The organism is Stenotrophomonas sp. YJH_SMC_80 (assembly GCF_059372495.1).
The window spans coordinates 1-14,447 of the sequence record NZ_JCAFVP010000018.1; the positions used below are offsets into that span (position 1 = coordinate 1).

Consider the following 14,447-nt stretch of genomic DNA (forward strand, 5'->3'; position numbering starts at 1 on the left):
CCAACGCTCGATGCCGCGAGGGCGGATGTGTTCGAATACATCGAGCGGTTCCACAACCCGAGGATGCGACGAAGGGTCGCCAGGCAAGACCAGAAGTTCTCAGCCCTTTTACAACCGTCCGTGATTTCGGGGTAGAACCCAAGCTGCGTCTGAGACGGTACGGCTACAACCAGACAAGCCTGCGCGGAGCCATGCTGGACATCCTAGACATCGAGTTGCCCAAGTGGCTGCCCATTTCCCTATCCATACTCCTGTCCCTGTGGGTAGGCGGCATGTATCTCAATTTCCACCTTGAGCTGCACGACCGGCGCGCTTGCACAGGACTGGAGGCGCTTCAAAACGACTCTTTCGCGTTTGAGAAGAGACTGTCCCAATGCCTGAAGGAGGGGCGCACGTTCCCGGCTAGATGAGCTATCCGCATGAAAAATGCGATCCTTCAGTTCCGCGACCTGCAGGAACTCTGCCAGCCAGGCAGGAAGCCTAGGCTTGCCACTGTGATCCGATGGGCTAACGGGTGTGGTGTCCGCTTCATGTATGACGGAAGCGGCGGGATCTGGACGACTATGGACGCGCTCAATGAAGCGCTCGGCCTAGCCGGAGCAACGCCACATCTTGAGCCCTACGATCCTGATGACTTCTGACGGGGCCAATGCGCCTATCGGCCACCAGATCGACTTCTCTCAGGCACCTCAGACCGTACTCAGTACTTGAGGCGGAAGATGACCCGGTTGCGAAACAGGCGCTTGAACCCAGCAGATCCAAGGCCGAACAAGACCACGCCACCGATCAGCCCAATCCACCATGCCAGGACGGCGCCCGACCAGATTCCGAAGGAAATGGAACAGACCAAGACCAACAAAGAAGCCCATCCGGGGCTGCCGTACTCAATCCTGGCCTTGCACCCCCGGCACACGATGGCACCGCGTGGCACGTATCCCATGCACATCGGGCAGATCATCTGATCGTCCATGTTCTCCGCTCCTTTGCGTTGCAGCGCTGAAATCAAGCAACTCAAGGGTTTCGTGGACGTCTCCGGACTTCTCTGGACGTCAATGTGGTGGGCCCACCAGGATTCGAACCTGGAACCAAGGGATTATGAGTCCCCTGCTCTAACCGTTGAGCTATAGGCCCGGCGCAGCCTCACAGTGTAGTGGAGGCCGCGCTCGATCGGCTACCCGGCAGCAGCAAGAGCCTCAGCCACATGCCCCAACCGCTTCTCCGCCACGTCCGCAAACCAGACCTGCCGCCGCAGGTGCGCGTGGAACAGCGCCACAGTCCTCCTGGTCTCTTCCAGCCCCTTCTGGTTGTCCGCCGCCGAAGCCAGCAAATAATCCAGCACCAGACTGCGTCAGCAACGCCAGCGTCGCTCTTCGGGCGAATCCCAGTGAATCCTCGCGCTCGTCGCGCATCACATCTTCCCAATCCAATAGCGGCGCAAACGCGCAGCCGTTGAGAAGACCTGCTGGATACGTCATCGCAAAGAGCAGCTGGCTCGACTCTACAGAAAGCACACACACCCCAAAAAGAAAAACCCCGCACCAGGCGGGGTTTCTCTCAACGCTTCAACAGCCGCTGGAAATCAATCGATATCCAGGAAGCTGCGCAGCTGCTCCGAGCGGCTCGGGTGACGCAGCTTGCGCAGGGCCTTCGCTTCAATCTGGCGGATGCGCTCGCGGGTCACGTCGAACTGCTTGCCGACCTCTTCCAGCGTGTGGTCGGTGTTCATGTCGATGCCGAAGCGCATGCGCAGCACCTTGGCTTCCCTCGGGGTGAGGCCGGCCAGCACGTCGCGCACGGTTTCAGACAGATTGATGTTGGTGGTGTTCTCGATCGGGGACTCCACGTTGGTGTCCTCGATGAAGTCGCCCAGATGGGAATCCTCGTCGTCGCCGATCGGGGTTTCCATCGAGATCGGCTCCTTGGCGATCTTCATCACCTTGCGGATCTTGTCTTCCGGCATGTCCATTTCCTTGGCCAGCTCCTCCGGCGTAGCCTCGCGGCCGTACTGCTGGAGCATCTGGCGGGAAATGCGGTTCAACTTGTTGATCGTCTCGATCATGTGCACCGGAATACGGATGGTGCGTGCCTGGTCGGCGATCGAGCGGGTGATCGCCTGGCGGATCCACCAGGTGGCGTAGGTCGAGAACTTGTAACCGCGGCGGTACTCGAACTTGTCCACGGCCTTCATCAGGCCGATGTTGCCTTCCTGGATCAGGTCGAGGAACTGCAGGCCACGGTTGGTGTACTTCTTGGCGATCGAGATCACCAGGCGCAGGTTGGCCTCGACCATTTCCTTCTTGGCCTTGCGCGCCTTGGCTTCACCGTAGGCCATGGCACGGCTGATTTCCTTCAGCTCTTCCAGGTCCAGCTGGGTCAGCGTCTCGATGTCGATCGTCGCCTGCTGTTCGGCAATGATCTGGTCCTTCACTTCGCGCAGCGCCGAGGACCACTTCTGCTTGCGCTTCAGTGCGTCTTCCACCCACTCCAGGTTGGTCTGGTTGCCTTCCCAGGAACGGATGAAGTCCTTGCGCGGCATGCGGGCGGTAACGGTCGCCAGGTTCAGCACGCGACGCTCATGGGCCTTGATCGACGCCATGGTGTCGCGCAGCTGCTTGGTCAGCACATCGGTCAGCGGCAGCGGCAGCTTCAGGGTGACGAACACCGCCGACATTTCTTCGCGCAGGCGCGGCAGGTTCTTCTTGTCGCCCTTGGTCGCGGCCTTCTTGAAGGCGTTGAAGGCATCGCTCAGCGCCTGCATGCGCGCGGCGACTTCCTCCGGATCCGGACCGGTCGGTGCGGCTTCTTCATCGCCACCGTCGACATCGTCGTCCTCGTCCTCGTCGCCTTCGGCGTCCGCATCGGCGCTGTCATCGGCAGCGACCGCCGGCGGCGCCGGCTCTTCGTCGACCAGGTCGTTGAAGCCGACGATCACTTCGGCCAGGCGCTTCTTGCCTTCCTTGTGGGCTTCGTAGTCGTTCAGCAGCGACTCGACCGAAACCGGGAACTGGCCCAGGGCCGCCTGGACCTGCGAAAGGCCTTCCTCGATGCGCTTGGCGATGGCGATTTCGCCTTCGCGGGTCAGCAGCTCGACGGTGCCCATTTCGCGCATGTACATGCGCACCGGGTCGGTGGTACGGCCACCTTCGGTGTCGAGCGCGCTCAGCGCGGCGGCAGCTTCTTCAGCCGCGGTGTCATCGACTTCGCGGTTGCCGGTGTTGCCATCGTTGAGAAGCAGGGTTTCCACATCCGGCGCAACTTCATGGACATCGATGCCCATGCCGTTGATCATGCCGATGATGTCTTCGATCTGTTCCGGGTCGACCATGTCGTCCGGCAGATGGTCATTGACTTCGGCGTAGGTCAGGTAGCCCTGTTCCAGGCCCTTGCTGATCAGTTGCTTGATTTCGGATTGGGCAGGACGTTCGTTGGCCATGTAGTGCTCGCGCCACCGGCAGGGAGAAATAGGGAACGTAGCATTATACCAGCCCGGGGCCCTGCCTGCCGGGCGGTGGTCCCGCAGGCTCAGGGCCGGAGAAGGAAGGTCACGGGACCGTCATTGACCAGGCTGACGACCATATGGGCACCAAATCGGCCCGTTTCCACCCCTGGCGCGTGATTTTCACGACAGATCTCGACAAATCGATTGAACCCGCGTTCAGCCTCTTCCGGCGGCGCGGCCGTGGTGAAGCTCGGCCGCATGCCCGAACGGGTGTCGGCGGCCAGGGTGAACTGGCTGACCAGCAGCAGGCCGCCGCCGGTATCGCGCAGCGAGCGGTTCATCTTCCCGGCCTCGTCGGCGAATACCCGGTAGCCCAGCAGGCGCTCGGCCATCCGCCGCAACTGGGCCTCGGTATCGCCCGGCTCCATGCCGACCAGGGCCAACAGGCCAGGGCCGATCTGCCCCACGGCCTCATCGTCGACATGGACGGCGGCCTGGCTGACACGCTGGATCAGGACGAGCATCGTGGGCTTCCAATGAACAGGGCCGGCCACGATAGCAGCGCCCTTGGCTAAACTGGCGCCGATGAATCCGCAACGCAAAGCCCGGCTGGTCTACCGCGCCACCACCCTGTTCGCCCGCCTGCCCTGGCCGCTGCTGCGGGCGTTCGCGCGCGCCCTGGCGTGGGCGTGGATCGCCCTCAATGCCCGTGAGAGCCGCGTCACCCGGCGCAACCTGGAACTGGCCTACCCGGAACTGGATGGCGCCGCGCGCGACCGCCTGCACCGTGATCTGCTGCGCTCCACCGCGCTGCAGGCCATCGAAACCCTGCGGCTGTGGAGCCAGGCGCCGGCCGACAACCTGCGCCTGCACCTGAAGCAGCGCCATGGCGAGGCCCTGTACGACGCCGCCCTGGCCAGCGGCAAGGGCGTGATCGTGGCCGCGCCGCACTTCGGCAACTGGGAGCTGCTGAACCAGTGGCTGGCCTCGCGCGGGCAGATCGCCATCGTCTACAAGCCGCCGGAGGACGAGGCCAGCGATGCCTTCCTGCAGCTGGTGCGCGGCGGCCAGAACGTACAGCAGGTGCGCGCCGAAGGCCCGGCCGTGCGCCAGCTGTTCAAGGTGCTCAAGGACGGCGGCGCCACCGGCATCCTGCCCGACCAGCAGCCCAAGGCCGGCGATGGCGTGTTCGTGCCGTTCTTCGGCGTGCAGGCGCTGACCATGACCCTGGTCAACCGGCTGGCCGAACGCACGGGTGCCACCGTGCTCCATGGCTGGTGCGAACGCATCGGGCCGGACATGGAGTTCGCCCTGCACATCGAGCCGACCGACCCGGCCGTGGCCGATCCGGACCCGCTGGTGGCGGCCACCGCCCTCAACGCCGGCATCGAACGCATCGCCCGCCGCGACCCGGCGCAGTACCAGTGGACCTACAAGCGCTATACGCTGCGGCCACCGGGCAGTAGCGAGGAAGACCCGTACGCAACTGAGGAACACCCCCACTGACGGCCGCCTGCGACCACTGGCCGCACCACGTTGAATACGACGCCGGCGCCCCCATAGAGACTGCGATGTCCGCCTCCCCCGGTCCTGCCATGCCTGCTGCTTCTTCCCTGTTCGGCGATCCGGCCGCGATCCGCTGCGAACGCGCGGTGGCCGAACTGCGCGCCGGTCGTCCGGTGCTGCTCCACGATGGCCAGGGCCAGCGCCTGGCGGTGATCGCGCTGGACAGCGCCACGACCAGCAGCTTCGCCGCCTTCGCCGCTGCCGCCCACGAGCACCATTACCTGTTCCTGACCGCCACCCGCGCCCGCGTGCTCGGCGTGGAGGCACCACAGGGCGCGCGCCTGCCGCTGAGCGGCGTGGCCTTCGAGGCCCTGCCCTCGCTGGGCTACCTGCGCGAACCCGGGCCGATGCCCGAAAGCTGGAGCGCCGGCGACGCCTTCGATGCCGGCGCGGTGGAGCTTGCCCGCCTGGGTCTGCTGCTGCCAGCGATGGTCGCGGTGCGCCTGGACGTCGATGACCACACTTTCGACGGTGCGGCCGAGGTGGCCCTGTGCGACCTGGCCGAAGGCGCAGCACATGCGGCCCACGACTACGAACTGGTGGCGCGTTCGCCGGTTCCGCTGCGCGACGTCGGCATGACCACCTTTGCAGTCTTCCGCGGCGGCGTGGCGCAGCGCGACCAGGTCGCGATCATCGTCGGCGAGCCGGACCTGTCGACAGTGGTGCCGGTACGCGTGCATTCTTCGTGCCTGACCGGCGATCTGTTCGGTTCACTCAAGTGCGACTGCGGCGACCAGCTGCGGCGTGGCCTGCGCAAGCTGAAGGACCTGGGTGGTGGCGTGCTGCTGTACCTGGACCAGGAAGGCCGCGGCACCGGCATCGCCGCCAAGATGCGCGCCTATGGCTACCAGCACGACGGCCTGGACACCATCGACGCCGATGCACAGCTGGGCTTCGGTGCCGACGAGCGGCGCTACGGCAGCGCGGTGGCGATGCTGCGTGGCCTGGGCATTTCGCGCGTGGCGCTGCTCAGCAACAACCCGACCAAGGCACAGCGCCTGCGCAATGCCGGCATCGAAGTGCTGGACTGCATTCCGGTCACCGGCGAGATCACTGCCGAGAACGAGAACTACCTGCGCACCAAGGCCGACCGTGCCGGCCACCTGCTGGATGTCGATGCGCTGATCCAGGCTGCCCAGTAACGCAGCCGACCTGCTACCGTCTGCGCGGTGCGGCCACGGCCGCTACCGCCCGCCCTGCTGCCTGACGGAGCCCGCGTGACCGACGCCACGATTCCTGCATCACCCGCCACCGACTGGCAGTCACTGCCGCAACGCGCAGCCCGCCTGGCCGCACTGGAAGGTGCCTTTGGCGGCCTGTTCGTCCCGGGCCTGCCACTGGCGGCGGCGGCGTGGTTCTTCGATCTGCCCGGTGGCCTGTGGACCGCTGCAGCCGGGCTGCTGATGGGTGTGGCTTTTGGTGCGTGGCTGGGCCGTCGACGCCTGGTCCGCACCCGTTGGCGGCTGGACGCACAGGGCCTGGGCCTGCGCCGCGACCTCATGTGGCAGCTGGAGACGCGCATTCCCCTGTCGCGAGTGCAGCATCTCGATCTGCGCCGGGGCCCGCTGGAGCGCCGTGCCGGCCTGGCCACGCTGATCGTGCACACCGCAGGCACCCGCATGAGCGCGGTGACCGTGAGCGGCCTGGACCAGGCGGACGCCGAGCGCCTGCGCGACACCCTGTCCCACCAGCTCGACCAGGACGCCGACGCCCTGTGAGCCTGCCGCCGCCCCTGCCTGCACCGCCGCCCGCCGGTACCGAGGACCACCGCCTGCACCCGTGGTCGTGGCTGTTCGTGCTGCTGATGCAGCTGCGCCACTACTTCCTGCCACTGGTCGCGCTGCTGGTGTTCGGCCAGCGCGGCGACCGCGATCCGATGTGGGCGCAGCTGATTCCGCTGACGGCAATTGCCGCCCTGGTCCTGGTGTCGGTGATGCAGTACCTCAGCTACCGCTACCGCATCGGCAGCGATGCGATCACCGTGCGCAGTGGCCTGTTGGCGCGCAACCGCCGCGAGATCCCGTTCGCACGCATCCACAACGTGGAAGTGCGGCAGAACCCGCTGCACCGCCTGTTCGGCGTGGCCGAACTGCGCCTGGAATCGGCCGGCGGTGTGCGCCCTGAAGCGGAGATGCGGGTACTGAAGCTGGACCAGGCACTGGCGCTGGAACGGCTGGTCCGCCAGCGCGGGCAGGCGCGGCAGGCCAACGACGACGTCGATGCACCGCCCCTTGCCGACGTCGACAGCGAACGCGTACTGCTGCGACTGTCCAGCTGGGACGTGGTGCGCATGGGACTGCTCTCCAACCGCGGCTGGGCACTGGCAGTGGCCGCGTTCGGCGTCCTGTTCCAGACCGTGCCGCGGCCGGTGATGGACGATGCCATCCAGCGCGGCGGCCGCGAGGCCTTCGGCTATGCCAGCCACCTGCATCCCGGCGTGACCGGCGCGTTGCTGCTGGCGGCGGCGGCCCTGCTGCTGGGCTGGCTGGCGCTGCGCGTGCTGTCGGTGGTGCTGACCCTGTTGCGTTACCACGGCTTCACCCTCGTCGAGCAGGACCGCCGCCTGACGGTGTCGGCCGGGATGCTCAGCCGCACCCGCAGCAGCGTGGCACGTCGCCGCATCCAGGCCTGGACGCTGCGCGAAGGCACCCTGCCGCGCTGGTTCGGGCTGCGCCAGCTGCGCATCGACAGTGCCGCCGGTGGCCCTTCGCGTGATGAGGACCGCGCCCTGCGCGAACTGGCGCCGCTGGCAACCCGCGAGCATTGCACGCAACTGGTGCAGCACCTGCTCCCCCAGCTGCACTGGCCACCGGCGCAATGGCAGTCCATCCCGCAACGTGGCTGGTGGCGGCTGTGCCTGGGCGCGCTGCTGCTGGTGCCGCTGCTGGCCGCCGCCGCGTACTGGCGCTGGGGCACGTGGGGCCTGGCCGTGCTGGCCTGGCTGCCGGTCGCGTTGTTGGTCGCACACCGGCAGATGGTACGCATGGGCTGGTATCTGGACGAGCACTATGTGGCCGTGCGCGGCGGCTGGTGGAAACGCTGGTGGCGCTGGGCCGAACTGGACAAGGTGCAGGGCCTGCGCCTGCAGCGTTCACCGCTGGACAAGGTGCTGGGCACCAGCAGCCTGCAACTGGACACCGCCGGTGCGCATGGCGACGTGGCACTCACCCTGCACCATCTGCCGCAGGCACAGGCACAGCAGGCGATGGATCAACTGGCGGCCGCGCTGGCGCGGCGCAAACTGCGCTGGTGATGCGGGGTCGGATCCCGGCCGGCACTACCGCGAGCAGGGTCAGCGAGGCATCATCGCTGCGAGGGGCCCCAATAGCCCAGGTCCCTTCGGATCTGCAGATCGCGCACCCAGCTGCCGAGAGGCTTGCGGCGCAGCGCACCCATTTCACCGGACAGGAAATCCTCGGTGGCCGCGATTACCCGCTCGCTGGACAGGCCGTCGCGGTACGGATGGATGGCATCGGCGTAACGCACGATTTCCGCCTGCAGCGCGGCGTCCGGATGCAGCGCGCGCTGCAGCATCGCCGGCAGCTGTGCCGGGTCGTCGAAATCAATCATGTGCGGCTTCGGCACGCGGTTGCGGAAGGTCACCACCGGCTTGTGCTGGACGATGAACTCCGAAACGATCGACGAGGTGTCCGACACCAGCACATCGGCGGCGCGCTGCGCGGCCATCACCTGCTCCGGCTCGATGAAGCGGGCATTGGCACCGGCCAGCGCGCGGTAGCGCTCGAACAGTTCCGGCGGACATTTGGGATGCAGGGTCAGCAGCCAGTAGCACCCACCGGCAGCGATATCGGCGGCGATCTGCGCATGCAGGTGCGGTGCCGCACTCAGCCGCTCGGTGAAGGTGGAACCAAACAGGATCACCGGGCGATCGCCGGCCGGCGCGCGCAGTGCGGCGCTCTCGCCACCGTCATCGCGGAACAGCGGGTCCAGCTTCGGCCAGCCGGTCTCGGCCACCGCGAAATGGCCCTGCTGGGCCGCGATCTCGCGGAACGGTGTCGTGGTGGCCGGCCCCTGCGTGCAGTACAGGTCGAACATGCCGCGCACCCGGAAGTGGCCGCGCGCGCTGTCGCGCTTTTCCACGTTGAAGCCATGGAACAGCTGCACCTTGGCCCCCGAAAGGAAGGTCGGCACCCAGTTGGCCGCGCTGAACACCGCCCGCGGGCGCATTGCCAGGGCCTGCTTCAGGCCGACGTTGGCCACCCCCGGCAGGCTGCTGCCGGCCGCGCCGCCTTCGAACCAGGCCGCAACCTCCTGCCCGGACGCGTGCAACGCCTGCGCCAACGGGGCGAGAATAGGCAGCGCATAGCGCTCCGTCGCAAACAACAGGTACCCGGCCATCATGTCCTCCACGACCGCTCCCATCGAACGGCCTCGCATCTCGGCGTGCATTATCGCGTTCAACGAGGCCGGGCGCATCGGCGACTGCCTGGCCTCGCTGGCCTTCTGCGATGAGATCGTGGTGGTGGACTCGCAGTCCACCGATGCGACCGTGGCCATCGCCGAGGCTGCCGGTGCCCGCGTGCTGCAGCGTCGGTTCGAGGGCTTCCGCAGCCAGAAGGCGTTCTGCGTCGAGCAGGCCAGCCACGACTGGGTACTGTGCCTGGATGCCGACGAGCGCATCAGCCCCGAGCTGCGTGCGGCCATCGAACAGGCCCGTGACGGCGGCTTCGCCGGCCACGCCGGCTACCGCTTCGCCCGCCTGTCTGAGTACTTTGGCAGGTTCCTGCGCCACGGCAATGCCTACCCGGACCGGGTGATGCGCCTGTTCGACCGCCGCCAGGGCGGCTGGCGCGGCAAGCGCGAGATCCACGAGGCGGCCAGCGTCGATGGCAGCGTCGGCACCCTGCGCGGCGATCTCATCCACTATCCCTATCGATCGTTGCAGCAGCAGCTGGCCAAGACCGAGAAGTATGCGCGGATGATGGCCGAGCACGAGTTCGCGCGTGGCAAGCGCGCCACGCTGGGCAAGCTGGTGCTGGCGCCGGCCTGGCGGTTCTGGCGTGGCTTCCTGTTCCGCGGCGGCTTCCGCGACGGCTGGCACGGCCTGGTCTATGCCTATGTGCGTGCCAACTACGTACGGCAGAAGACCATCATGCTGTGGATGCTGGGCAACGGCCAGGCGGTGGCCGATCCTCCAGCCCCTGTGGAACGGCCCTGAGCCGGCTGTGTCACACTTGCCGCGCGTTGCCTGAAGATCCCCCATGAAAATCCTGTACACCAACTTCCACTATGGCGACGGTGGCGGCCACACCACGTACATCGTGTCCCTGGCGCGCGCCCTGCATGGACAGCACACGCTCCATGTCGCAGCCCCCGCCGACAGCCGCCTGCTGCGCACGGTGGCCGAGGAAGGAATCGCCACCCCGCTGCCGATGGCCTTTGGCAGCGGCCTGCCGACCTTGCCACGACAACTGGCCGAACAGCATGCGCTGCGCCGGCTGGTGCGGGACGAGGGCATCGACCTGGTCCACGTCAACGGTGCGCGTGATCACCGCTTCGTGATGCAGGGACTGCTCGGCATGCGCCGCCCGCCGATCATCCTGACCAAGCACAACAGCAAGCCCACCCGTACGCTTGGCAATGCCTTCAGGGCCCGCTGGGCCACCGACCGCGTGATTGCGGTTTCGGCACACACCGGGCGTCTGCTGGAGCAGGGCCCTTACCGGCGCTGCCCGATCGATGTGGTCCGCAACGGCGTCGACCTGGACCGCTTCGCGCCGCTGCCGGCCGACGCCGGCCAGGCAATGCGGCAGCAATGGACGCAGGACCCGGATGCGCTGCTGCTGGTCAGCAACGCCGGCACCGATGACTACAAGGGCTGGATCGACCTCGCGCAGGCCATTGCCCTGCTCCCCGACGCGATCCGGCCGCACGTACACATGGCGGTCGCGGGTCACCTGCCCAACGCGCAGCAACGCGCGCAGGTGCAGGCCCTCGGTGATGTCGCCACGCAGGTCCACTTCACCGGACTGCTGGCCGATACGCGCCCACTGATCGCCGCCGGCGACGTCGGCTTCGTGCTGTCCAACGACATCGAAACAATTTCCTTCGCCTGCCGCGAAATGATGGCCAGCGCCAGGCCGATGCTGGTCAGCGACTACGCGGGGCTGCCGGAAAACATCGAGCAGGGAGTCGACGGCTGGATCGTGCCCACCCGCAACGTGGCCGCCATCGCCGCACAGGTGCAGGCGATGTATGAACAACGCCAGGCGCTGCCGGCGATGGGCATGGCCGCCCGCCGCCATGCAGAGCGTGAGTTCGGCCTGCAGACCTTCGCCGGGGCGACCTCGGCCACCTATCACGCCGCCTTGGCCAGCACCTGAGCCACATTGCCCGAACGCTTAATCGGTAAGGCCGGGCCCCTGCAGGCGGCGCTCGTGCTCGAGTTCCGCCGCCGACGGCCGGCAGGTGCCGGCGACCGCATCGGCAGGCACAAGCCACCAGCGGCGACGATTGGAAATGCCTGCCATTTCGGCCTGCGCACGGTCAATGCAGGCCTGCATCGCATCTTCGTTCACCAGCAGCCAGCGGTGCTGCGGAACCAGCCGCTGCCAGCGCACGGCCGCCTGCAGCTGTTGATGCCAACGCGCTTCGAATCCAAAGGTGGCCGCCGCGCGATCGGCCATCAGCAGGTTCTGCTCTTTCCATGCCACCAATCCCAGCTCGGCCTGCGGACCGATGCGTGCGCTGACCTCACGCATCAGGCCACGGGCCGAGCTGGAATCGTTCAACACCGGATAACCGACCAGGCTATACAGCACCCATACCCCGGCCAGGGTAGAGACCAAGGCAACGTGCCGACGTCGGCGCCCGCACGCCCACAGGCTCAACGCCGACCAGATCGCCATCGCCAGCGCCGCCCACGCCAATGCATCGGTCGCGCCGGGCGGCAATCCGCGTCCATGGGCAAGGTTCACCTCGAAGCGCGGATCACCCAGCAACGCGAGCGCCCCGACCAGGCTCAAGCCCAGTGCCAGCAACGCGGCAAACCCTCCCAGCACGCGCTGCACATCGCGCCGCTTCAGCAGCCCGGGCAGCAGCGGCGCCAGCGCCAGGCAGAACATCGGCAGCGCCGGCAGGATGTAGACATCACGCTTGCCCTGGGGAATCGAGAAGAACAGCACGACCAGCAACCACCACGCCAGCGGCAGCAGGTAGCGTGGATCGCGGCGGCACAGGCGCCGCCGCCACGCCGGGATCGCCCATGGCAGCGCCAGGAATGCGGGTATCCACATCGTTGGCATGACACCGAAGAAGTACCACCACGGCTGGTGATGGTCCCAGGACTGCGTGTAGCGGCGGGCCGTCTGCCGCACCAGGATGTCGTTGATGTAGCCGCGGTACTCGTCCGATCCGGTGCCCAGCGCGGCCAGCAGCATGGGCGCCAGCCACAGCGATATCGCCAGCAGGAAGGCCAGCGGTGCCAGCCAGAAGCGGCCATCGCGTGCGTGCAGGGAAACACGGGGCCACTGCAGGGCTGCAGCGATGGCCGCCGGCACGATCATCAGCAGCGCCAGCATGCCCACGCCCTTGGTGATCACCCCGATACCGGCAAAGAACCAGCCCAGCCACCACCAGCGCCAGGCCGGGCCCAGCAGCAGGTGGCGCAGCAGGCCATAGTTGGCCAGAGTGATGAACAGCACCAGCAGCGGATCGATCTGCGCCTTCTTCGCCTGGAAGGTGAACTGCAGCGCGAACAGCAGTGCCCACCCCGCGCAGAGTCCGACCTGCCGCGTCCACAGCCGGCGCCCCAGATCGACCACGCACCACAGCGTGCCCAATGCGGCCAGCAGCGAGGGCAGCAGGAAGGCCACGCGCCAGTGGCCAACCAGGCCATACAGCGAGGCCTGCCACCACATCAGCATCGGCGGCTTGTCCGAATACAGCTCGGTACCGCGATGCGGGAACAACCAGTAACCGCTGTCGACCATCTGCCTGGCCACCAGCGCGAAGCGTGGTTCGTCAGAGGGCCACGGATCGCGGAGACCGAGCCCGGCCCCCAGCACCAGCAGGGCCACCACCACGAACAACCACGTCTGGCGCGACGCGTGGGTCTTCAGCATGGGACTCGAAACGGCAGCGGGGGGGTCAGGCTGCTTTTATCAGACGCGCGTAGAAGAAACCGTCAGCATCGTTGTCACCAGGCAGTCGCTGGCGTGCCACGCCTTCGCAATCCACGCCGAACGCATCGCCCAGCGGCTGCGCCACCGCGTCCGGATGCCACTTCAGGAACGCACGCACCTGATCGATGTTCTCGGCGCGCAGGATCGAGCAGGTGGCGTACAGCAGCACGCCGCCGGGGCGCAGCATCGACCAGCAGGCTTCCAGCAGGCGCGCCTGCACGCCCACCAGTGCATCGACGTCCTCGGCGCGACGGTGGAACATCACATCCGGCTGGCGGCGGATCACGCCCGTGGCCGAACATGGCGCATCCAGCAGGATCGCGTCGAACGGCACGCCGTCCCACCACGAACCGGGATCGCTGGCATCGGCGACCAGGGTCTGCGCATGCTCGCCCACACCGGTGCGGGTGTAAGTGTCACGTGCCCGGGCCAGACGGCGCGCGTCGATATCCAGCGCCAGCAGGCGCAGGCTCGGGTCACGCTCCAGCAGATGCGCCGATTTGCCGCCGGGTGCCGCGCAGGCATCCAGCACGCGGGCACCGGTCGCGGGTGCCAACGCATCGGCCGCGCATTGCGCCGACAGGTCCTGCACCGACAGTGCACCATCGCCGAAGCCCGGCAGCTGGTTCACGGCAACGGAGGTCGCCAGGCGCAACGCATCGGCGCACAGTGCAGTGGCTTCAGCGGCAATGCCGGCCTCGGCCAGCGTCGCCAGGGCCTTGTCGCGACCGCCGTGCTGGCGGCTGGCACGCAGCCACAAGGGCGCGGGTTGCAGGCTGGCGCTGAAGATCGCTTCGGCCTGCGCCGGCCAGTCGCGCTCGATCGCATCAGCCAACCATTCCGGGAAGGCGTCGCGCGCAGGCTGTTCGGGGAACCCCTCGCGCTGGGCGCGGCGCAGGATCGCGTTGACCAGGCCTGCCTGGCGCTCACGGCCCAGCGCGCGCGCCGCATCGACCGTAGCCGAAAGCGCTGCGTGCGCAGGCAGTTCGAGCACGTCCAGCTGGGCGAAACCGACCATCAGCAGCGTGCGCAGGTCGGCATCGCGCGCCGACAGCGGCTTCTGCATCCAGGCCTGCAAGGCCGCATCATAGGTGCTGCGACGGCGCAGCACAGCGAAACACAGGGCTTCCAGCAGCGCGCGGTCGCGGCTGTCGGCCAGCTTCGGCAGCGCCCAGGCCAGTTCGGCCTTCAGCGAACGGCCACGGGTGAACACCTGTGCCAGCACGCGTGCGGCCAGCATGCGCGTGGCCGCGCCCGGTGCCGCCTTGGCGACGGAGAAATCGTTCTGCTTGGACACC

Annotated in this window: 13 protein-coding genes, 1 tRNA gene and 1 pseudogene; 8 read left to right on the forward strand and 7 right to left on the reverse strand. The window is 67.3% G+C overall.

Annotated features, from left to right (window positions below; translation table 11 throughout):
• Nucleotides 1-135: pseudogene (locus AC5P99_RS19360) on the forward strand (IS3 family transposase); the annotation flags it as partial.
• A gap of 284 nt (nucleotides 136-419) precedes the next feature.
• Nucleotides 420-641, forward strand: a complete 222-nt coding sequence (locus AC5P99_RS19365; protein ID WP_123959080.1) for a hypothetical protein — start codon at nucleotides 420-422, stop codon at nucleotides 639-641.
• 59 nt (nucleotides 642-700) lie between these two features.
• On the opposite strand, the gene AC5P99_RS19370 is transcribed toward AC5P99_RS19365, so the two are convergent.
• The 4 genes from AC5P99_RS19370 to dtd form a co-directional block, all read right to left on the reverse strand.
• Nucleotides 701-970, reverse strand: a complete 270-nt coding sequence (locus tag AC5P99_RS19370; protein ID WP_049450351.1) for a hypothetical protein — start codon at nucleotides 968-970, stop codon at nucleotides 701-703.
• 85 nt (nucleotides 971-1,055) lie between these two features.
• Nucleotides 1,056-1,131: transfer RNA gene (locus tag AC5P99_RS19375), tRNA-Ile, on the reverse strand.
• A 448-nt stretch (nucleotides 1,132-1,579) separates the two neighbouring features.
• Nucleotides 1,580-3,433, reverse strand: a complete 1,854-nt coding sequence (gene rpoD / locus AC5P99_RS19380) for an RNA polymerase sigma factor RpoD (protein ID WP_005411179.1) — start codon at nucleotides 3,431-3,433, stop codon at nucleotides 1,580-1,582.
• Between the two features lie 89 nt (nucleotides 3,434-3,522).
• Nucleotides 3,523-3,963, reverse strand: coding sequence for a D-aminoacyl-tRNA deacylase (gene dtd / locus AC5P99_RS19385; RefSeq protein ID WP_005411180.1), 441 nt, complete (start codon nucleotides 3,961-3,963; stop codon nucleotides 3,523-3,525).
• Between the two features lie 61 nt (nucleotides 3,964-4,024).
• Between dtd and AC5P99_RS19390 the strand changes: the two genes are divergently transcribed.
• The 4 genes from AC5P99_RS19390 to AC5P99_RS19405 all read left to right on the forward strand — a co-directional run bounded on the left by AC5P99_RS19390 (nucleotide 4,025) and on the right by AC5P99_RS19405 (nucleotide 8,258).
• Entirely contained in the window at nucleotides 4,025-4,945 is a 921-nt protein-coding gene (locus AC5P99_RS19390; protein ID WP_049450321.1) for a lauroyl acyltransferase, read from the forward strand.
• A gap of 65 nt (nucleotides 4,946-5,010) precedes the next feature.
• Nucleotides 5,011-6,147 carry a GTP cyclohydrolase II RibA gene (gene ribA, locus AC5P99_RS19395; protein WP_285309208.1) on the forward strand — a complete coding sequence of 379 codons (1,137 nt, stop codon included), beginning with the start codon at nucleotides 5,011-5,013 and terminating at the stop codon, nucleotides 6,145-6,147.
• Between the two features lie 75 nt (nucleotides 6,148-6,222).
• Nucleotides 6,223-6,723, forward strand: a complete 501-nt coding sequence (locus AC5P99_RS19400; protein WP_164221807.1) for a PH domain-containing protein — start codon at nucleotides 6,223-6,225, stop codon at nucleotides 6,721-6,723.
• Nucleotides 6,720-8,258 carry a PH domain-containing protein gene (locus tag AC5P99_RS19405; protein ID WP_495213455.1) on the forward strand — a complete coding sequence of 513 codons (1,539 nt, stop codon included), beginning with the start codon at nucleotides 6,720-6,722 and terminating at the stop codon, nucleotides 8,256-8,258. Before AC5P99_RS19400 ends, AC5P99_RS19405 begins: the two co-directional genes overlap by 4 nt.
• A gap of 50 nt (nucleotides 8,259-8,308) precedes the next feature.
• Here AC5P99_RS19405 and AC5P99_RS19410 read toward each other — a convergent pair whose 3' ends face one another.
• Entirely contained in the window at nucleotides 8,309-9,367 is a 1,059-nt protein-coding gene (locus AC5P99_RS19410) for a CDP-glycerol glycerophosphotransferase family protein (protein ID WP_495213456.1), read from the reverse strand.
• On the opposite strand from AC5P99_RS19410, the gene AC5P99_RS19415 reads away from it, so the two are divergent.
• Nucleotides 9,366-10,184 (forward strand): glycosyltransferase family 2 protein, encoded by an 819-nt coding sequence (locus AC5P99_RS19415; protein ID WP_005414597.1) that lies wholly within the window; start codon nucleotides 9,366-9,368, stop codon nucleotides 10,182-10,184. The genes AC5P99_RS19410 and AC5P99_RS19415 overlap by 2 nt on opposite strands.
• A 43-nt stretch (nucleotides 10,185-10,227) precedes the next feature.
• Nucleotides 10,228-11,349: a glycosyltransferase family 4 protein gene (locus tag AC5P99_RS19420; RefSeq protein ID WP_108269991.1), complete on the forward strand. Its 1,122-nt coding sequence runs from the start codon at nucleotides 10,228-10,230 to the stop codon at nucleotides 11,347-11,349.
• A gap of 18 nt (nucleotides 11,350-11,367) precedes the next feature.
• Here the strand turns inward: AC5P99_RS19420 and AC5P99_RS19425 are convergent, their stop codons facing one another.
• The gene (locus tag AC5P99_RS19425) at nucleotides 11,368-13,089 is read right to left on the reverse strand and encodes an ArnT family glycosyltransferase (protein WP_049450312.1); all 1,722 of its coding nucleotides are present in this window, start codon (nucleotides 13,087-13,089) and stop codon (nucleotides 11,368-11,370) included.
• A 25-nt stretch (nucleotides 13,090-13,114) separates the two neighbouring features.
• Entirely contained in the window at nucleotides 13,115-14,446 is a 1,332-nt protein-coding gene (rsmB, locus tag AC5P99_RS19430; protein WP_495213457.1) for a 16S rRNA (cytosine(967)-C(5))-methyltransferase RsmB, read from the reverse strand.
• Nucleotide 14,447 lies beyond the last annotated feature (1 nt).